We start from the raw sequence: 21,649 nt of genomic DNA, 5'->3' as shown, positions 1-21,649 counted from the left end.
TTAGAATTAAAGGGATGTGTAAGAGCTCTTAATAAGGCTATTTATCAAGCCAAAAATATCAATGGGCTTATTCATCACTCCGATAGAGGAATACAGTATTGTAGCAATGTTTACACGCAAATACTTAAGAGAAAAAAAGATAGATATTAGTATGACTGAAGAAAATCATTGTTACGAAAACGCAATGGCTGAACGTGTAAATGGCATATTAAAAGATGAGTTTTATCTCGATCAAACCTTTGATAACATGGCACACGCTAAAAGAGCTACAAAAAATGCAATTAATTTATACAACGAAATAAGATTACACTTATCTTTAGATTTCAAAACACCAAATATGGTATACAAATTAACAGCGTAAATTCAATTTTAACCTGTAGCCATATTTCAGGACGAGACATACTGACAAAAAAACGAACTAAATCATATTTTTTTGTACATTTGATTAAAAGAAATTTTAAAATGGATATTCGAACAACAAAACTTGAACTACTCAAAACGATTTTGGAGACTGAAAACACTGATTTCATCCAAAGGGTAGCTGATTTTGTAAAAAAAGAAAAAGTAGATTTTTGGGACGAATTATCTTTATCTGAACAATCTGAAATAAAACAAGGTGTTGAGGAATTGGATAAAGGAAAAAGAGTTTCCTTCGAGTCATTCCTAAAGAAAATTTCTTAATGAAAGTATTCTTATCCGAACTTGCCGAATCAAAACTTCTCAAGCTATCTCAATATTTACTGGAAGAGTGGAACGTAAAAACTCGTGACAAGTTTATCTCAAAACTAAGCGATAAAATCAAACAAATATCAAATCAACCTGATAGTTGTCCAAAATCATCGGAATTTAAAAATCTTTATAAATGTGTTGTTACAAAGCAAACGACATTTTTCTACAGAATAATAGCTGAACGAAAAGAAATAGAAATCATTACAATTTTTGACACACGACAAAATCCTGATAAGTTAAAAAAAGACGTCGATTAAAAAATACGAAAGCCCAACAAAGTACTGTGGTAAAAAACAAGTAAAACCTCATTAACTTTTCACTAAAACACTTCTATAATTATTATCATAGGTTAGACCAGATTTTGCGATAGCAAAAGCCTGTTTTAAAAGCTTATTACAAACCGCTATTAAGGCTAGTTTTTTGCGCTTTCCTTTGGCTACTAATCGATCGTAAATTGCTTTGCAAGCATGGTTATATTTTAGACTTCCCTTAAATAGAACTGTCTAGATTTCCAAAATTACATTTATTATTATATGTTTTAAATTTAGTGTTTTTATTAAAATGCTAACTTAAGGCGTGTAAAATTTATTGCTTGCTTCTTGCCTACAATACCTTTCCCTAAAAACCTTATTATATAAAATTAAACCACTTCAATGTTTAAGACATGAAGTGGTTATAATAAAAAACATCTATAATAGTTATAGCCTAACTTTTCAAATTTTCTTGTCTTAACAAGGCTTCTAAAAAATAATAATCTGCATAAACAATAGGCTGATCTATTTCATCCTTTTTAGGCCAGTTTCCTGTGCTATGATCTAAAACAAAAGGGCCATTTACCGTTTCGCTTAAAAGGTAAGATTCCGAATTTAATACATTTATAAGCTTTATTCCAAAGTTAAGGAAGTGCTTGTTTTTTGTAAATTTATAGAGCTCAAATGCAGCTGAACTTACTAGTGCTGCCGCAGAAACATCTCTTGGAGCGTTTGGAATACCTGGATCATTAAAATCCCAATAAGGCACACCATCCCGAGGTAAGTTTTTATGTTCCATATAGAATTTAAGCGTTTGTTCTGCTTGAGATAAATACTTAGAATCCTTGGTGTAACGGTAAGCCATTGTATAGCCATAAATTGCCCAAGCTTGCCCACGTGCCCAACTAGATTTCACATTAAAACCTTGATGCGTATCCTTAGTTTTAACTTGTCCTGTAATAGTGTCATAATTAACAACGTGAAATACACTTCCATCTGGTCTAAATTGATTTTTTAAAGTATTATTGGCATGCTTTACAGCAATGTTATAAAACGTACTATCTCCAGATATTTTTGTAGCTTCAAACAACAACTCCAAATTCATCATGTTATCAATAATCACCGGAAAGTCCCAAACATCTTTATTAAAATCCCAAGATCGAATTAACCCTACTTTTCTATCATAGCGTGTACTTAAAGTTTTAGCACTTTCTAGGATAACCGATTTATAGTAAGCGTTATCTGGGTCTATTTTTAACCCTTCTCCAAAACTACAATATACTTTAAAGCCCATATCATGTGTTCTATTGTTGGTCTTTTGGTTTTCCATTAAGGCGGTCCATAACTTCGCTCTATTTGCATATTTATTGTTACCTGTTAACTTAAAAATTAACCATAAGTTTCCAGGAAAAAATCCACTTGTCCAGTCGTTAGAATTCACTTTATGAATAACTTCTGGATTAAGAGACATACTTCTTGGAAAATTAGTTGCCCCTACAGGATAGTCTAGAAGTTTTTGAAATCTTTTTTCTAAAACTGTTGGAGAAGTAATTTTGCTAATATTTTCTTTTTCTATTTTATTATTAGAATCAGACTTACAACTTGTAAGGCAGGTAAGTCCGATTACTAATACAATTAAATTAATTTTAAACATATGTTATACTTTAATAACCTGTATTATTAGGTAATAAATTAGGGTTTCTTGCCAATTCTGGTCCTGGTAATGGTAATAAATAATCTCTGCTCTCATCAAAATTTGGTTGTGGTTCTAAGCCGTTAATACCAAAAGCTTCCACACCAATATTTAGTCTTTTAATATCATACCATCTTTTAAATTCAAAAGCTAATTCTAGCCTTCGTTCTTCTATAATGACCTTCCTTAACTCTTCTTGAGATAAACCTACCGGAACATCCATTGGGTACATAGTCTCCATTCTAGCTCTATCTCTTAATCTATTAATATAAGAAACGGCCTCAGGTGCTCCACCATTTATTTCATTTAAAGCTTCTGCAGCAATTAATAATACTTCAGCATATCGCATCGGGATATAATTATTACTAGATTCTCTACCATTATTTCCGGCAAGTCCCGCATTTCGATAATACTTTGCTATATGTGGACGATTAACCGCTAAATCTGAATAATCTTCAAACTCGGTGTAAGGATAAACCAAGCCTTCTTTAGAAGTAGCTGTAGTATCTAAACTAACCGCACGACGATAATCTCTCCCATCCCAAGTATTATAAACTTTTAAACTAGGCACAGCAACACTCCATCCTTCACCATAATCATAAGAGGCATCTCCTCTTATCCCCGTTACAGGAGCTATATAATCTTGACCATAATTACCTACACGAGTTTGCCCAACATAATCTATACTGAATAAAGGTTCATGCAAGCCTGCTGTTTTATCTGAATTAAATAAATCTTGAAAATCGCTTTCTAATGCCAAATCAAAATCATCTTCTTTATTAATAACAAATTGAGCTTCTGTAGCTGCATTTTGATACTCTTTAGTGGTTAAATAAACAGATGCTAAATAAGCTGCAGCTGTTGCTTTTGAAGGTAAAGCGCTTGAAGGCTGTATATTAGGCAACCATTGTTTTGCAAACATTAAATCAGAAATAATATTGGCATAAACCTCATCTTCTGGGGTTTTAGAAATGGTAGCAATATCAGCAGCATCAGCAACGGCAAAATCTATATATGGTATATCTCCAAATAAACGCACTAAGTGGTAATAGGTAAAAGCTCTAACAAAATAAGCTTGAGCTACAACTTCATTAACCTTAGATTCCTCTTCATCAATAAGATTAGCATTTGAAATAGCTTGGTTAGCGGTTCCAATAATAGAATAGGCTTGCGGCCAAAAGGCACTTACCATACCATTATCATCAGCCATTGTAAAATTATTAACTTCTCGACGCCTTCCTGAAGTACCTTGATCACCTATATCGGCCATATCGCCTCTTAATAATAGAGTTAAGCTAAGTTTTCGCCCCCAAAAAGATTCTGTTGATAAGCCAGCAAAACTCCCATTAATTACGGCTTGTAAATCTGCTGTTGTTTTAAAGAATGACTCTGGAGCTAATACGCCCACTGGCTGCTCTTCTAAATCGGAGCACCCTAAAAAGGTTAGTGTTAATAATAGCAGTGTTATTTTATATTTTTTCATAATTTTCATGTTAAAATTTTAAATTTAATCCTAAAGTAAAAGTTTTCACGTTAGGGTAACTACCGTAATCTAAACCTACATTTGTATTACTTCTCTCATTATTATCGTTTCTATAATTTGCCTCTGGATCGGCTCCTGGATAATCTGTAAACGTTAATAAATTTTGCCCACTAACATAAACTCGTGCATTTTTAATACCAGTTTTATCTAAAAAAGGAGTTGGCAAGTTATACCCAAAGGATAAATTTTTCAATCTCAAATAGCTTGCATCATACACATATCGAGAAGTAATTCTTTTTTCGCGAACTGCAGGTCTTGGCACATTGGTATCTGTATTGGTAGCAGACCAAGCATCATTCATAGCTGTTGTTGCATTAGCTGCTCCGGATCCTAATTCTAATAAAGTGTAGTTAAGAATTTCACCACCAACAGAAGCTTGAAAAAACAAATTCATATCAAAATTTTTATACTTAAAGTCGTTATTAAAACCGAGAATAAAATCGGGTGTTGGATCTCCAATAATCTGTCTATCTTCGGTAGATATTTCACCATCATTGTTTAAATCGGCAAACAACTCGCCACCTGGGTCGGAATCTCCTGAAAATGTAGCTGTGCCATCTGGAAGAGTTCCGCCTTGATATACACCTTTGTATTGGTAACCATAAAAGGATCCAACAGGTTCGCCTTCGCGTAAAATTTGAGTTTGCTTTTGTAAGAAGTGGCCAGGTGCTGAATCGATAAAAATATCATTACCGTCTGGTAGTTTAACCATGCTATTTTTATTTGTTGAGAAATTAAAAGCAGTAGCCCATGTAAAATATTCTGAAGCTATGTTTCTTGAATTTATTGAAAACTCGAAGCCTTTATTTTCTAACGCTCCAATGTTCTGAATTTGAGAGGAAACTCCTGAATACTCTGGCAAAGGTCGTGGAAATAATAAATCTTCCGTTTTAATATTATAATAATCAAAAGCAACGTCCAATCTATTATTAAAAAAAGCAACATCGACTCCTAAGTCTAATTGTTTAGAAGTTTCCCATTTTAAATTATCGTTTGCAAAATCGGTTAGCACGACACCGTTAACTTGCTGATCTCCTATTACCGCATATACCGATGAAAATTTAGCAAGGGTTTCATAAGGTGAAATAGATGGATTCCCTGTAGCTCCATAACTAGCACGCCATTTCCAACTATTAATTACGTTACTATCTTTTAAAAAATTTTCTTTCCCCATATTCCAGGCAATGGCACCTGAAGGGAAAAAGGCATATTTATTATTTTTACTAAAATTTGAAGAGCCATCGCGTCTTGCTGTAAATGTTAAAATATATTTACTGTTGTATTCATAATTAACACGACCGAAAAGTGATACTAACTCAGATTCATTAAAAAACGAACTGGGTTGCATAGTTACCGCTCCGCCTTCTAAGTTTCTATAAAATACTTCGTTGGTTACAAAACCTCTAGCACTGGCCACAGATCCTTCGTTGGTATTTTTTTGGTATGAATATCCAGCCAAAAAAGTAAAATTATGATTGCCTAAAGCTTTTTTGTAAGTTAAATAGTTTTCCGAAAGTACGTTAGTCGATCTTCTATTTTCAATAGATGCCTCGCCTCCTACTCCAGAACCTGCCAAAATGGTTGTAGGTTTGAAGGTTCCAATTTGAGTATTTATTGAACTAAAACCAAGAGTTGTTTTAAACTCCAAACCTTCAATTATATCATAAGCCGCATAAAAATTTGTTCTATAAGTATCTACAGATCGTTCATCTATTAATTCCGTAGCTAAAGCATATGGGTTATCAATATCATCCCCTAAAGAGTTAATAGTATAAGTTCCATCGGCATTATATATCCCTAAATCTGGAGCAAAACGATAGGCTGAAGAAATAACATCGCCACCGCCGGTACCACCCGTTTGAGCTTGTGTACTAACACCATCTTTATTAGAACGTGCACCAAAAACATTTAAACCTACCCTAAAACGATCTGACACATCCAAATCTACGTTACTCAATACAGTAAATCGCTCTAAATTAGAGTTTATAACAACTCCATCTTGGGTGTAATAATTACCTGAAATATAATACTTTGAAGTATCTGAACCTCCTGAAAACGCTAGTTGTGTATTTGAAATACTACCCGTTCTATAAATTTCGTCTTGCCAATCTGTATTTGCAGAACCTTGAGTATAATTACTGGAATAAGCATTTCTATAAGTCGCAAATTCATTTGCATCTAATAAATTAATGGTATGGTTAACGTTTTGAACAGAATATGAAGTGTTTAATTCTAAAGTAGGTTTCCCCGAAACCCCTTTTTTAGTAGTAACCATAATAACCCCGTTGGATCCTCTTGAGCCGTATATAGCTGTGGCAGATGCATCTTTTAACACTTCCATAGATGCAATATCCTCTGGTGCAGGCATAGAAGCACCCACAAATCCATCAACAACTATCAAAGCATCACTACTTGCATTAATAGAAGTACCGCCACGAATACGCACTTTCATTGGTGCTCCTGGCTCCCCTCCATTATTTGATTGTACGGCTACACCAGCGGCTCTACCTTGTAAAGCTTGTTCGGCATTTAATGTAGGGTAAGCTGTAAGTTCGGCCGATTTAACTGAAGATACTGCTCCTGAAACATCACTCTTTTTTACAGTACCATAGCCTATTACTACAACTTCCTCTAGTTCGTTTTGGTCTACCTTTAAAGCTATCTTTAAGCTCGTCTTATCTCCAACGGTAACTTCTTGAGTTTCATAACCTAAATAACTTACTACTAATACGGCATTATTGTTAGGAATACGAATGGTGAAATTTCCATCAAAATCTGATATTGCCCCGACTGAAGCGCCTTTTAATAATACATTTACTCCAGGTAAAGCCATACCGTCTTCCCTAGATGTTACTGTCCCGCTAAGGTTTCTTTCTTGTGCTTGTACATATGTTCCCATTAACATGATGAACATCAGTAACAGCCACTGTGTTTTTTTGTGTTTGTTTGTTGTCATAAAATTTGGTTTTGTTTAGTTAACTAAAATAGATTGCCAATAAACTAATAACTATAATTACAATTATTAGAACTATTTCGATTACCTCTAGTTTAGAATGTTTGAATTTCATATTCCAAATATAGCCGAAAAGATATTTCGCTAAATTCAAAAAAGGGTATCCAATAGTTCATATTTACCATTAAACCCCCTTTATTTATGCAGAATACAAAATTTAGTTATTAAATTTTTCCGAAAACCTATTTTGATATTGAGTAGGAGTCTCTTTGAATTTTTTTCGAAAACATTTACTGAAGTATTTAGGATTTTTAAAGCCAACTTTATAACTTATTTGAGAAATATTCAATTTATTACTTTCAATAAGTTGTGCGGCATGTTTTAATCTAATTTCTTGGATAAACTCATTTGGAGTAAAATTGGTCCATGCTTTAATTTTACTAAAAAGTGTGGTTCGGCTTACGCCTAATTCTTCACTGAAAGTAATGACATCGAACTGATCGTTACCCAAGTTAGTTTCCACAATTTTAAAAGCCTTTTTTAGTAATTTTTCATCCAAAGATGTTATAGTAATTTCACTAGGTGCTAATTGGGCGACATTAGAAAACTTGTTTTTAAGACGTAAACTATTATCTAACAGGTTTTTAATCCTAAGTTGAAATTCTTTAACATTAAAAGGTTTACTGATATATTCGTCGGCACCACTTTCTAAACCTTCAAATTTATAAATTAAAGCACTTCTCGAGGTTAATAACACTACTGGTATATGGCTGGTTTTAATATCTTCCTTTACTTTTGCGCACAGTTCTGTACCAACCATCTCTGGCATAATCACATCACTAATAATTAAATCTGGCAGGTTTTGGTAGGCTAGTTTTAAAGCGATTTTACCATTTTCAGCTTCAAGAATGTTATATTGATGTTGTAATAAATTTTTAATAAATACGCGTAATGGTTTGCTATCTTCAACAACTAAAATAGTTTGTTCATGCTTATTTAAAGCTAGATCTTCTAATAAGCTGTCTTTTGTAACATCAGTATCTTTTAGTTGAATTTCATATTGGCTAATATCATCACTACGTTTAAAATTGTTTAAAATTTCGGAGTCTTTTAAATGTGTTCGTCCTAGAGGCAAAACCACCCTAAAAACACTTCCTGAGGACTCTTTATCTTTTAATATAATATTTCCCTTATGCAGTAAAGCTATATTTTTAGCTATAGAGAGGCCAATACCGCTACCTTGATTATAATTTTTTTGTGGTTGATTGTGAATGGGGACATCAAAAAAGCGATCAAAAATTTTATCTTTGTATTCTGGGGCTATACCTACGCCCGAATCGTTAACATCTATAAAAATATGGTTTGGTTCTTTAAATATTTTAATTTTTATAACACCTCCCTTTGGTGTATAGCGAAAAGCATTAGAAATTAAGTTATAAAAAACCCGTTCTAATTTGTTTCTATCATAATAAACATTAATGTGTTCGTTGGATGTTTCAAAGGTGTAATTATAATTACCATTTTTAGCATACTCTGTGAAAGACAAGTAAATTTCTCGCATAAATTTAACAATATTCCCTTCTGCTGCCTGTAAGTTAAATTGGTTGTTTTCCAATTTTCTAAAATCCATCAAGCGATTAATTAAATGAAGTAAGTGGTTAGCATTATTTTCAATCACTAATAATTTTTTATACATTTTATTACTGCCCTTATAATCTTGAATAATTTGCTGTAAAGGCCCTAAAATTAAAGTTAAAGGTGTTCTAAACTCATGAGATATGTTAGTAAAAAACTGAAGTTTAGCGTGGTTAATCTCTTCATTACGTTTTTTTTCAATAAATTCTAGTTCTAATTCATGTTTTAGCTTTTCCTTGGATTTTAAAAACCATAGTAAAGTTATTAAGGTAAGCCCAATTAAAGCACCATAAATTAAAAAAGCCCACCAACTACGCCAAGGTGCTGGTTGCACTTTTATAGTTAAAGTCGTTGGGACTTTATTCCAAATTCCGTCGTTATTGGCGCCTTTTACTTCAAAAATGTAAGTTCCTGGATTTTGGATAATATAATTAACTTGGTTGTTGGTGGTTAAATTCCAGGTGTCTTCCAATCCTGTAAGACGGTACATATAACTATTGTTTGTAGCATTTATAAAATTTGGGATCGCAAAATTTATAGAAAAATTCGCTTTATTATATGGTAGTTCTATGGTCTTGGTATAGGCGATATTTTTATCTAATATGCTTTTTGGACCTCCAATTTTTACCGATTCATTTTTAATTTTAAGATCGGTTAAAACAACTTGAGGGTTATAATTATTAACATTAATAGCTTCGGGATTAAATGAAGTTACGCCAGCTGGCCCACCAAAATACAAACGCTCATTATTGAAATTTAAAGCCGAATTATCGTTATACTCATTACTTATTAATCCATCGGTTTGATCATAATTAATAATCTCTCCGGTGTCGCTATTATATTTAATAATGCCGTGATTAGAGCTTAGCCATAAATTCTGTTGTGCATCTTCTAAAATGGCATGTACAGAGTTTATAACCACTTGATTTTTGTTTAATTTTACTTTTTCAAAAGAAACTCCATTAAATTTAAAAAATCCGTTTGATTTAGTTCCTACCCAAATTTGCTGTTTGCTATCTTCAAAAATGGTTAAAATATCAACGCCAGAAAGGGTTCCAGAATCGAAGAAAAAGTGTTCTACAGGAACTTGTTCATGATCTATATCTGCTAGTGCAATTAAATTTAACCCGCTTTGTGTTCCTATCCAAACTCGTCTTTTAGAATCAATATGTATGGCACGTGTTCTTCTATTTGTTAAAGAAAAACGTTTGTTTTCACCCATAGTAATTTTGGTATAGGTATTTGTATTGGTATTGTAGCGTAATACACCTTCTCCAAAGGTTCCAAGCCAAATTATGCTATCGGATTCCTTTTCGAAAACATACACACTAGAGTCTTGAAATTCATTAATTAAGAATTTTGGAAAGTTATTAGGAATTACCTTTTCTTGTTTGTAATTGTATAAAAAAGGAGGCGAGTTAAAACTTCCAACCCAGAGTACATCGCCTATTATAATTAAAGATTTAATATTGTCACTTAAAAAGCCTTTAGTATTATTTACATTTATATTTGTTGACTTATTGGTTTTTAAATCAATTTTTGTGATACCTCCCCCCTCGGTTCCTAAAAAAAGCACCTGATTATCGTTAGCCGCAATAGCACCTACCACATTATAATTTAAACTGTGTGGTTTTGTAAACTGGTTATAGTTTATAAAATTGGTATTGGCTTTATCCCATAGATGTAAGCCTCCATAATAACTCCCTAACCAAACCGAACCATTTTTATCTGTATAAATAGTTTTTATTTTACTTAAACCACTATCCTGATTGGTTTTGTTTCCTATTTTTTTTAATTCGCCTTTGTTGTTTAACAAGGAAATGCCAATATAAGAACCAATCCATAAATTATTATTACGATCTATACTTAAAGCTCTAATATCTTTATCTAAACTTTGATATTTTTGTATGTTATTTATAGAAACGAGCTCTGTAGAATTAGCCTTAATTTTATACAAACCAGTATGTTTTGTGGCTACCCACAAGTTATGCGATTTGTCTTCTATGATTTCTTTAACATACAACCGATATGCTTTTGAATTATGAGGTGATCTATAATCGAAACGTTGAAATGTAAACTGATTTTGGTTTCTAGATATCAACTTGCATAAGCCGTTTTCGGTACCGAGCCAAATAGTTCCGTTTTGAGTTTCATAAATACTAAATATAAATTTACCAGGTAAACTATTAGGGTTCTCGGGTTCTGAATGCACAGTTAAAAAGGCTCCCGTTTTTTTATTATATATCGCTAATCCATCTAAGGTTCCAATCCAAATTTCATCTTTTATTTCCTTTATTTTCCAAACCGTGTTAGATGGAATAGAAGATTTTTCGTTTGAATGTAAAAAATGATCAAAATTATCGGTTACCGGATTATAGCGGTTTAAACCGTTATAGGTGCCAACCCAAAGCATTCCTGAAGAATCTTCTTCTAAAGCTAAAATATCACTATTTGAAATTGATGTAGAATCGGCTTCATCATGTCTATAAATTTTAAAAGAATTTCCGTCATACTTGTTCAGGCCATCTCGAGTAGCGACCCAAATCTGCCCTAAGGTATCTTGTGCTATATCGATTACCGAGGTTTGAGAGAGTCCATCTTTAGGCGTAAAGGATTTAAACTTATATTGATGGTTTTGTGCCATAGTATATAAGCATAAACAAAGAAATAATATGTTAGCGAAATAATTTTTAATCATTTATATAAAACTTCTTGTTACTATAATATGGACTTACTAAACTACAACCAATCTAATCAATAGTCAAGTAAGTTCCTTTAAAATTTTGATTGATTACCATAATTTCTAAAGGTTTATTTTTAGAATATCTCATAACTTCTATAGAGGCTTTTCCGTTAGCCATAGCTATTGATTCGCTTCCTGTGGGTGTACCTAAACTTTTTAAAGTTTCGCCTCCAGAAAGGCATTGAAAATACACTTTGTTCTCATAATCTAAACATTGTAAACCCTGATTGTCGTAGGCTATAGCTGTTACTAAATAATTACCGTTTTCTAAAATCTTTTCTTCCAATTTCAAGCCTATAGCTTTAGTGTTTTTGATAAATCTATAGTTTACTATTAACTCGTCTTTCACTTCTATATTGTTCTTTGTTTTTCCTACTGCAATTAGTTTATTTTCTCCAGAGGTAAATTCTAAATCCCAATTTAAACCAGCTGCTGGAAAAGCTGTTCTGTCGCGTTTTTTAGTCCCTAAACTCTTTCCGTTTAAAAACAGCTCTACCGTGTTACAATTACTATAAACACATATATTACGCTTTAAACCTTCTGGTCCTTGACGCTTGGTCCAAGTGTGCGATTCTATATAAGCAAAAGGCTTTTTTGCCCAATAACTTTTAAACACATAAAAGGCGTCTTTTGGTTTTCCTGCGCGATCAACTAAACCTTTTTGGTTCATATAAGGAATATCATTTTCTGGACGTAAAGGTGTACCAAAATCTTTAAATGCCCACTGCACATTACCTACAAAATTGGGGGCGTTTTCACTTATACGTAAATGCCAGTCGAATAAATCGACGATATAATTTTCACTCCAATCCCCTATTTGTGCAATATTAGCAACGCCGGTTTGAACTATTTCTTCTTCCCAACCATCTGATTGAATTTTACCTTCTCCCGTAATTGGGTTTTCTGTATGGCGGCCTACATGGCTAGAACCTCCATATTCCGCATGCAAAAAAGATTTATATTCTTTTTTATATTTATCTATGGCTTTTTGATAGCTCTTGTAACTTCCTGAATACCATCCAGACCAAATAGAGGGAGAAAATACGTCGACAATATTAGAGCCTTCATAATACTTTCTAATCGCTGTTTTTCGTGAAGGATCTAAAGTATGTGCCGTTGTGTTTAATTCTGATAAAAAAGCATTCATTTTGATCACATCATCCCCTCCTTCAAAATCTGGTAACCAATACATTTCATTTCCTAAAGACCAAATAATAACACTAGGATGGTTATAATTTTGATTGATAATTTCCTTCAGCATAGTTTTGGTATTACTTTGCCAAGTCTCATTTCCAACACCGCCACGACACCAAGGCAATTCGTCCCAAACCAATAAACCAAGTTCATCACAAGCTTTATATATTTCGGGGTCTTGTGGGTAATGTGCCAAACGCACAAAGTTGGCTCCCATATCCTTTATAAGTTCCATATCTTTTCTATGTTGGGCATTGCTCATGGCTGCACCTACGCCTGCATGCTCTTCATGACGGTGAGTGCCACGTAACAACAAGCGTTTTCCGTTAAGAAAAAATGCTCCATGATCTTTAAATTCAAACCACCGAAACCCAAAACGATTTGATATTTTATCGACAACCTGTCCATTTTCTATCAAAGCGACCTGTAGTGTATATAAATTAGGGGTATTGGTATCCCATAGTTTAATATTTCTTAAATCTTTAAATTGAATTTCAGCACTATTGTTTTTTACTTTAAACATAGAGGACTTTATAACATTACCTCTTTCATCCAGAATATCTGCTTTAATGTTGGTGTTATTTTTTTGGTTACCATTAACAGAAACCATAGCCAATACAGTAGCCTGAGTTTGGGAAACTTTAGGTGTTGTTATTTTTAAATTTGAAATATGATTTTTAGGCATAGTTTCTAACCAAACATCTCTGGTAATACCTCCAAATATAAAAAAATCACTCTTTTGAGACGGTATCACTTCTGGATTATAACCATTATCCACACGCACTAAAATTTCATTAATACCTGGCTTAATTTGCTTGGTTATATCTATTCCAAATCCAATATAACCACCAATATGACCGCCACATTTAATACCGTTAACATAAACTTCACTAGTAATGTTTACACCTTCAAAATACAATTGATATATCAATTCTGAATTTACATGCTTAATATCTAGGTTCTTTTTATACCAACTTGCTGTACGTCTATAGCCTGGGTTTAAATCGGTAGCATCTAAGGCATTCCATGTATGCGGTAAATTTATAGTCTTCCAGCCTTGATGTGTTAAAGCTTCTTCTTTAGATTTAAAATTCTGTTCTAAATAGGACCAATGGTTATTAATGTTAACTTTTGTTCTTACCGGCTCTTTTGTTTTTTTTGGTGAATTCCATGCCCCCAATGTTAGGCAGATAAAAAAGAGAGTGGTACATTTTAAAATGTGAGTTTTAATTTTCATAAGATGAATGCTTAGTGGTAAACTTATTTTAGTTTTAAAGTATGGTTTAATGTAATACATATATTAAAGGCCAGCATGACTAAAGTATTAATAACTTAAAATATAGTTTTGTAAACTCTCTACATTTTTAATGTTAATTAAACTAAAAACCTTGCCAACACTATGCGTTAACAAAAAACAATATATGTAAAGATAAGTATAGGAGGTTGATTGTGGGTTCGAAAATGGTACTGCAATAGTACAAAGTGCATCAATACAAAACATAACAAACTATTAAACAGTAACTTAACAAAAAACCGTTTTAGTCGCGTTGTTTTTATCTTCTTTAATAATTTTCTTTAAGCCCGTATATTTATAAATCTAGTTTAAAAAAATTCACCAAGAGTAACTGTATTGGTCAAGTATTTTATATAAAAAAAAGTTGGATTGAATACTTTATTATGGTTATCACCAAAAATAAGTATTCAATCCAACTAAATACAGTTTAACCTAAATTTAAACTAGTATTAAAACTTGGAGCATAAAAATTCATTTTATTTTAAAATAACATAAACAATAAAATTATCGTGCTGTTTTAACCGTTTTAATGTTACTTATAACCGTATAACATTGCTTTTCTAGTTTTAATTTCCCAAATAATGAATTTTGCAATTTAACATGCAAAGTTTTTTTAAGTTTTGCAAATAACTATAGCTCCTATGCTACTTTATATTTATTCCAAACGGGTTTTCAATAGAATGCATTGGTTGCGTAAACCACTTAGGTCCTGTTTCTGTTAGATAGATATGATCTTCGTGACGTATTCCAAACTTGTTTGGAACGCAAATCATTGGCTCATTACTAAAGCACATGCCAGGTTCTAAAATAGTATTATCGTTTTTTACAATATAAGGCCATTCATGAATATCTAATCCAATGCCATGCCCAGTTCTATGTGGTAATCCGGGAAGTTTATATTCTGGGCCTAAACCATGAGATTCAAGAACTACTCGGGAAGCGTGATCTATAGAAGCACAGGTGTTACCCAATTGTGCAGCATTAAAAGCAGCTTGTTGAGTTTCTTTTTCTATATTCCAAATGTTTTTCTGTAATTCTGTAGCCTGTCCAAAAACATAGGTTCGTGTTATATCAGAAATATAATTATGTAATTTACAGCCTGTATCTATTAAAACAACCTCATTTTCTTCTAAATCCTTTGGTGTTTTTACACCGTGAGGAAAAGAGGAATCTACACCAAATAAAACAATGCAAAAATAAGATCCCGATGGCACTCCATAACGTTTATGAGCTTCGTTAATAAAATGAGTAACTTCTTTTGTGCTAATACCTGTTCTTAAAATTCTAGCGGTTGCCTTTTGAACTTCTAAAGTTATATCCATAGCCAATTGCATAATGGCTATTTCTGCTTCAGATTTTATCATTCTGCAGCCTGCTGTTATAGGTTTTGCATTTATTAAATTAAGCTTAGGGTTTGCTTTTAAAATACCATTTGTTACAAAAAATGGTGTTACCTCGTCCATAAAAACATCTCCATGGGTAAAACCATAATTTAAAAGGATATTAGAAAATAAAACATACGGACTCTCATGTTCTTTCCAGCCATTAACTTTACCTTCTACCAACATAAAGTCTAAAACGGTACCTATTTCAAATTCTGGGGCAATATATTCTAAAGTCCCATCTTGAAACAATAAGGCTCCAACCATACGTTCACTTGAACTCCATTGAGTTCCGGTGAAATAAAATAGGTTGGTTCCTGCATGCAAATACATGACGCTTATATTTTTTGCCTGCATTAAATGACAGGCTTTTTTTATCCGTAATTGAAACTCTTCCTTTTCAATAGGTTTAACTAAATGTGCTTTGGGTTTTATTGCGGCTAGCTCTTTATCTATATCCGATCCGCCAATTCCTAATATTTTCATAAATAATTGTCTTAATGGTTCATTAATCGTTCAATATCCTCTATTTCTATAGGCATATCCTGGGTAAGATTTTCATGCCCATTTTCGGTGATTAAATAATCGTTTTCTAAACGACACCCTATGCCTTCTTCTTCAATATATATTCCAGGTTCGCAAGTAAGCACCATGCCGGGTTTAAAAACTCTAGAATATAAGCCTACATCATGAACATCTAAACCTATATAGTGCGCAGTACCGTGCATAAAATATTTTTTATACAATGGCTTATTTGGATCCTGATTTTCTACATCTTCAGCATTAAGCAAGCCTAATTTAATTAATTCTATTTCTATAAGGCTTGCCATATTTTTTTCATAAGTCGTATGAGAAATTCCTGGTTTTAATAATTCGCTTCCTTTTTTTAAACAATAAAGCACCGATGAATATACGTCTTTTTGTCTTTTAGAAAACTTTCCGTTAACGGGAAAACAACGTGTGGTATCGCTATTGTAGTTTCCGTAACATACACCAAAATCTAACAATACCATAGCGCCATTCTGGCAAAGATTATGATTCGTGTTGTAATGCAAAGAACAAGCATTTTTACCCGATGCCACAATAGGGCTAAAAGCATGTCCATTGGCTCCTGCTTTTGTAAAACAGTATGATAATTCGGCTTCTAACTCATACTCGTGCATATTGGGTTTAGCTGCTTTTAAAACACGCTTAAACCCTTCTATACTAATGGTTGCTGCTTTTTTTATTAAATTAATTTCTTCTATAGATTTAACGGGTCTTAAATCTCTGGTTAGCTGTGCCACTCTGAAATATTGATGCAGTGGATATTTTTTTTTGCACCATGCAATCATCCGGTCTTGTTGCGTTTCTTGGTTCCATGTGCTACGTTTTAAATGCTCGTTATGCCCCAAATAAAAACCATCGGCTTCAAAAGCCATATATTGCAATATTTTTTCAAAATCCTGAATCCACTCAACCCTAGCAATACCTGAAATTTGCGAAGCTTCTTGTTTGGTTAACTTCTCACCATCCCATATTTTTATATGTTCGCTGGTCTCCTTTATAAAAAGTATTTCTTTGTTTTCTTCTTTATAAGCATCTGGGTATAAAACCAAAATAGTTTCTTCTTGGTCTATTCCAGATAGATATAGCAAATCGCTGTTTTGGGCAAACCCCATCGTTCCGTCTGCATTGGTATGCTTTACATCATTGGATACTAAAACAGTTATTGTATTGGGGGTTAACTTCTTTTTATAATTACTTCTGTTTTTTATAAACAGTGTATTCGGTATTGAGGTATATCTCATATATTAAAAATGCTACCAGGTAAAATATTACTAACTAAAGGATATTATTATTTAATAATATTTTACTTGGAATTATTTTACTATTTATTATTTTAATATCCTTTAGATTTTCTTTTTTACAAAACAAATTGAAACTAAATTTTATGTAGAATTCTGTTCTGTAACGCTACACTTCGCCTATTATATATTAATTAATCGTACACTAAATAGCCGTTGTGGCCATAAGCAAATAATAGTTATTAGCCGGTTACTACTAATCCAGATTATATATCCTTGATTAAATTTAAAATTCTTTTAAAACTTCAACTTATATTTTATCGGTAGTTTTTAAATTATTAATTGTTCTTAAAATAGCTAAAGGATTTTCATTTTTAAGTTCATCAGGCAACAAATGGTTTGGCCAATCTTGGTAACTAAATGGACGTACCCATCGCTTAATTGAATCGACACCTACAGCTGTAAACCGAGAATCTGTAGATGCAGGATAAGGTCCACCATGTTGCATGGAAGCGCATACTTCAACCCCTGTTGGTACGCCATTAAAAATAACACGGCCAACTCTACTTTGCAAAGCAGCTACAACCTCTGCATATGCTGTTATTTCATCATCATCAGAAATTAATGTTCCTGTTAACTGGCCTTCTAATTTAGATATTACTGTTTCCAGTTGCGCTTTATTTTCACATTGTACAACTAAAGAGTAAGGACCAAAAACTTCCTGGTGTAAGGTTGTATTTTTTAAAAAGGTATCCCCTTCAACAGTGGTTACTGCTTGTTTTCCATAATTTGCATTGACCTCATTTTTATAATCGAACAATACTGTTAATTCGCTTTGCGATAATGCTTTTGCTTTATTAGTCTCATAGGCGCCAATAATGTTGGGATGCAACATACATGATGGTTCTATTTTTACAATTTCTTCTGCTAAATCATTAATAAATTGGGTTAACTCTTCTGACTTAATACCTAGAATTAATCCTGGATTTGTACAAAACTGCCCTGCACCTAAGGTTATCGATCCAGCATAGGTTTTCGCTATATTTTGGGCTCTATTCTTTAAAGATTTAGGTAATAAAACGACAGGATTAATACTTCCCATTTCTGCAAATACAGGAATAGGCTCTTCACGTTTAGCTCCTAAATCGAATAAAGCTCTTCCTCCTTTAATACTTCCTGTAAAACCTACAGCTTTAACTCCTGGATGTTGTACTAGCATTTCTCCAACTTTAATGCCACTACTATTTAAATTTGAAAAAACTCCATTTGGCATTCCTGTATTTTTAGCTGCTTTAAGAATTGCAGATGCCACTAACTCCCCCGTACCTGCATGCATAGGATGCGATTTCACAATCACCGGACAACCTGCTGCTAATGCCGATGCAGTATCTCCCCCAGCTGTTGAAAAAGCTAAAGGAAAATTTGATGCTCCAAAAACAGCTACAGGCCCTAGAGCAACATACATTTTTCTTAAATCTACTTTGGGAATAGGCTCTCGGTTTGGTTGTGCCGTATCAATAGAGGCCTCTACCCAACTTCCTTCTTCAACATGCGTTGCAAAGGCTAGTAATTGCCCTATGGTTCTCCCGCGTTCTCCCATCGCTCTTCCTTTTGGTAAACCGCTCTCTGCCGAATAAACTTCTAAAAGTTCATCTCCTAAAGCTTCAATTTCTTTTGCAATACTTCTAAGAAAAGCTCCTTTTTTAGCTCCCGATATTTTAGAATAAACATGAAAAGCTTGCCTTGCTAAGGCTACAGCTTCATTTACCTCTTCTGCCGATGCTTCGGTTATTTCCCATTGATTTTCTAAATTTAATAACGGATTAAATGTTTTAAATGTTGTACTTCCCGTTGCAGATAATTGATTACCTATATAATTTTTTCCTGTTATCATTTTATATATTTTACTAGTTTTAAACGCTTTATAAAGTAAAAGTCATACTTACCATACGAAGTATTTTTATCTTGTGAAATTAACTTAAAACTATAAATAATAATGATGATTTATTATTCATATGTAATACTATATTATCTATTTTTAAAACACCAATACCTCATTTGAATATTTTTGTACCCTTGTTGTTTTTACAAAAAAAATTAAGCGCTTGAGTTTATTCTTTAATCCATCTCCTTTTTAGTAAACTAACATAAAAACAGAAATGTCTATTTTTTAAGTATTTATGTCTATATTTTTTTTAAACAAAATTTTTAAGTTTGAATTCTCCATTCCCCCAACAATATAACTTACAAAAAAAAACCACTATAACAACCTGTCTTTTAGATAATTATCTAAAATTAACTTTAAAAATAAAAATATAAATTTTACACATTTGATATTATCATTAAAATAAAACCCATATCGCATTATCGTTCAAAACTTAATAAAAAAGAAAGAATAATACTACAAATAAGAATTCAACTATGAGAATAATATTACTAATATGTTTTTTAACTATAATGCCAAACGTCATTTTTTCGCAAAACGTCGATGAAGAAACGCCAAAAAACGCTAAACCTAACAATACCAATATAGAAGGTAGCTGGACGCTTGATTTTAGTGATGAATTTAATGGAACAAGTGTCGATGACAAAAAATGGCAAATTGATAACAGTACAAATTCTAGAGCTGCTAGACCTAATATTGGAATTTATGATTGGAAATGGAAACCAGAAAATGTATCGGTAGAAAATGGAAATTTAATTCTAAAAGTTTTTAAAACCAACAGTAGCTCAATGACCAATGGCTCTATAAATAGTGCTTCAAAATATTTAACTCAATATGGTTATTTTGAAACCCGAATTAAAGTTGGAGATGCTAGTAAAGGCACCCATACCGCTTTTTGGCTACAAGGACCTAATATGAGTAACGTTGATGGTACTGCTAATGATGGCGCCGAAATAGATGTTTTTGAAACTGCATGGACCGGAGATTATACCAAATCTGTAATACATATAGATGGTTATGGCACTAACCACCAAGCAAACACGAAACAATATAATACTCCTGGCATCCATTCTGGGTTTCATACTTGGGGGTTTCACTGGACAGAAAGTTTTATGGATATTTATTATGATGGTGTTTTTAAGGTACGTTATTCAGATACCAAATGGGTTGTAAAAACCTTAGAATATTTATGGTTATCTAATGGAGCTAGCTTTGGGCTAACTGGCGATCAGTATTTTAAAGACTACCCTGTTGGATACCTTACAGAAACTCAAGTAGATTACATTAGAGTTTGGAAAGAACAAACCGCAACCGATATAGATGAAACGCTATTAAAACAAGACCATTGGAAGTTGGTTATGGTAGATAGCGAAGATACTGAAGGCCAAGGAAACCCCGCTATTAATGCTTTTGATGATAACCCAAACACCTTTTGGCACACAGAATGGAAAACCAACCAACCAACACCACCGCATGAAATACAAATTGATTTAGGGGAACGAGCTAAAATTAGTGCCTTTAAATATTTACCTAGACAAGATAACAATACAAACGGAAACATTACTCAGTACGAATTCTACGCATCAAACACCACGTCTAACTGGGGAACTCCAATTGCTAGTGGGAGTTTTACTGGAGATTACACCCTTAAAACAGTAAATTTTAACAAAACCATTGAGTGTAAATACATCAAACTAGTTGCTTTAGCGTCCAAAGACAATAAACCTTTTACCAATATAGCAGAGTTATATCTAAAAGGTTCATATCCACCTCAACTAAGTAAAGACAACTGGCAATTACTTATGGTTGATAGTGAAGATAATCAAGGTACAGGAAATCCTGCTACAAATGCGTTTGACAATAATTCTAATTCTTTTTGGTTTACAGATTGGGCTAACGATAAACCTTCGCATCCCCACGAAATCCAAATTAACTTAGGAGATATTGCACAAATTGAAGCATTGAAATACTTACCTAGACAAGATGGCAAAACAAATGGCAATATAACACAATACCAATTTTACACATCAATGGATGGCGTAAATTGGGGAGCTCCAATTGTTAGTGGCACCCTGAATGGAGATTCCTCTTTAAAAACCATATATCTTGACCATGTTACCGAATGCCAATACATTAAACTAGTGGCATTGGCCGATGTTAATAACTCACCGTTTACCAATATTGCAGAACTTTTTATTAATGGCTCGTATAACCATCAACTAAGCCTTAATACTCCAATAGAAACCAATATTATAATCTATCCAAACCCTTTTAAAAACAAATTATATATTAAATTAAATAAACCTAACTCCTATTATAATTGGACCATATATTCTATAAATGGGCTACTCTTAAAAAAAGATATCATTCCTTTGCATAGTACTTATTTAGAAATAAACACTAGCCACATGAGTGCTGGTAGCTATTTACTAAAACTAAATGGAACAACAAAAACCACAACTAAGCTATTGATAAAAAATTAACAACTTAAAATATACCA

12 protein-coding genes and 1 pseudogene are annotated in these 21,649 nt (G+C 32.9%); 4 read left to right on the top strand and 9 right to left on the bottom strand.

The features are described from left to right. The first annotated feature begins 61 nt into the window (after positions 1 to 61). The 3 genes from FQU21_RS03165 to FQU21_RS03155 all read left to right on the top strand — a co-directional run bounded on the left by FQU21_RS03165 (position 62) and on the right by FQU21_RS03155 (position 986). Positions 62 to 361 carry an integrase core domain-containing protein gene (locus FQU21_RS03165; RefSeq protein ID WP_317130631.1) on the top strand — a complete coding sequence of 100 codons (300 nt, stop codon included), beginning with the start codon at positions 62 to 64 and terminating at the stop codon, positions 359 to 361. Positions 362 to 462: 101 nt separating this feature from the next. Next, a complete protein-coding gene (locus FQU21_RS03160) occupies positions 463 to 681 on the top strand; it encodes a hypothetical protein (protein WP_147676567.1) in 219 nt (72 codons plus the stop codon). After that, positions 681 to 986, top strand: a complete 306-nt coding sequence (locus tag FQU21_RS03155) for a type II toxin-antitoxin system RelE/ParE family toxin (protein WP_147676566.1) — start codon at positions 681 to 683, stop codon at positions 984 to 986. The genes FQU21_RS03160 and FQU21_RS03155 overlap by 1 nt, the downstream gene beginning before the upstream one ends. Positions 987 to 1,037: 51 nt before the next feature. Here FQU21_RS03155 and FQU21_RS03150 read toward each other — a convergent pair. The 9 genes and pseudogenes from FQU21_RS03150 to FQU21_RS03110 all read right to left on the bottom strand — a co-directional run. Further along, positions 1,038 to 1,208, bottom strand: a pseudogene (locus FQU21_RS03150) (IS110 family transposase); the annotation flags it as partial. A 226-nt stretch (positions 1,209 to 1,434) separates the two neighbouring features. After that, complete coding sequence (locus FQU21_RS03145; protein WP_147676565.1) at positions 1,435 to 2,634, bottom strand: glycoside hydrolase family 88 protein; 1,200 nt, start codon at positions 2,632 to 2,634, stop codon at positions 1,435 to 1,437. A 10-nt stretch (positions 2,635 to 2,644) separates the two neighbouring features. Continuing rightward, complete coding sequence (locus FQU21_RS03140; RefSeq protein WP_147676564.1) at positions 2,645 to 4,156, bottom strand: RagB/SusD family nutrient uptake outer membrane protein; 1,512 nt, start codon at positions 4,154 to 4,156, stop codon at positions 2,645 to 2,647. 10 nt (positions 4,157 to 4,166) lie between these two features. Continuing rightward, on the bottom strand, positions 4,167 to 7,172 hold the full coding sequence (locus FQU21_RS03135) for a SusC/RagA family TonB-linked outer membrane protein (protein WP_147676563.1): 3,006 nt from the start codon (positions 7,170 to 7,172) through the stop codon (positions 4,167 to 4,169). 214 nt (positions 7,173 to 7,386) lie between these two features. Further along, a complete protein-coding gene (locus FQU21_RS03130; RefSeq protein WP_246124737.1) occupies positions 7,387 to 11,448 on the bottom strand; it encodes a hybrid sensor histidine kinase/response regulator transcription factor in 4,062 nt (1,353 codons plus the stop codon). A gap of 106 nt (positions 11,449 to 11,554) precedes the next feature. Next, positions 11,555 to 13,978 (bottom strand): glycoside hydrolase family 2 protein, encoded by a 2,424-nt coding sequence (locus FQU21_RS03125; protein WP_147676561.1) that lies wholly within the window; start codon positions 13,976 to 13,978, stop codon positions 11,555 to 11,557. Between the two features lie 701 nt (positions 13,979 to 14,679). Next, positions 14,680 to 15,903, bottom strand: a complete 1,224-nt coding sequence (locus FQU21_RS03120) for a M24 family metallopeptidase (RefSeq protein ID WP_147676560.1) — start codon at positions 15,901 to 15,903, stop codon at positions 14,680 to 14,682. An 11-nt stretch (positions 15,904 to 15,914) separates the two neighbouring features. Next, entirely contained in the window at positions 15,915 to 17,207 is a 1,293-nt protein-coding gene (locus tag FQU21_RS03115) for an aminopeptidase P family protein (protein ID WP_147676559.1), read from the bottom strand. A 307-nt stretch (positions 17,208 to 17,514) separates the two neighbouring features. Continuing rightward, a complete protein-coding gene (locus FQU21_RS03110; protein ID WP_147676558.1) occupies positions 17,515 to 19,098 on the bottom strand; it encodes an aldehyde dehydrogenase (NADP(+)) in 1,584 nt (527 codons plus the stop codon). A 527-nt stretch (positions 19,099 to 19,625) separates the two neighbouring features. On the opposite strand from FQU21_RS03110, the gene FQU21_RS03105 reads away from it, so the two are divergent. Next, on the top strand, positions 19,626 to 21,632 hold the full coding sequence (locus FQU21_RS03105; RefSeq protein ID WP_147676557.1) for a discoidin domain-containing protein: 2,007 nt from the start codon (positions 19,626 to 19,628) through the stop codon (positions 21,630 to 21,632). The last annotated feature ends 17 nt before the right edge of the window (positions 21,633 to 21,649 follow it).

The sequence above is a fragment of the Algibacter pacificus genome (assembly GCF_008033385.1).
GTDB lineage: Bacteria > Bacteroidota > Bacteroidia > Flavobacteriales > Flavobacteriaceae > Algibacter > Algibacter pacificus.
Note: the sequence above shows the minus strand (reverse complement) of the source record. Positions and strands in the feature narration are given on the sequence as shown.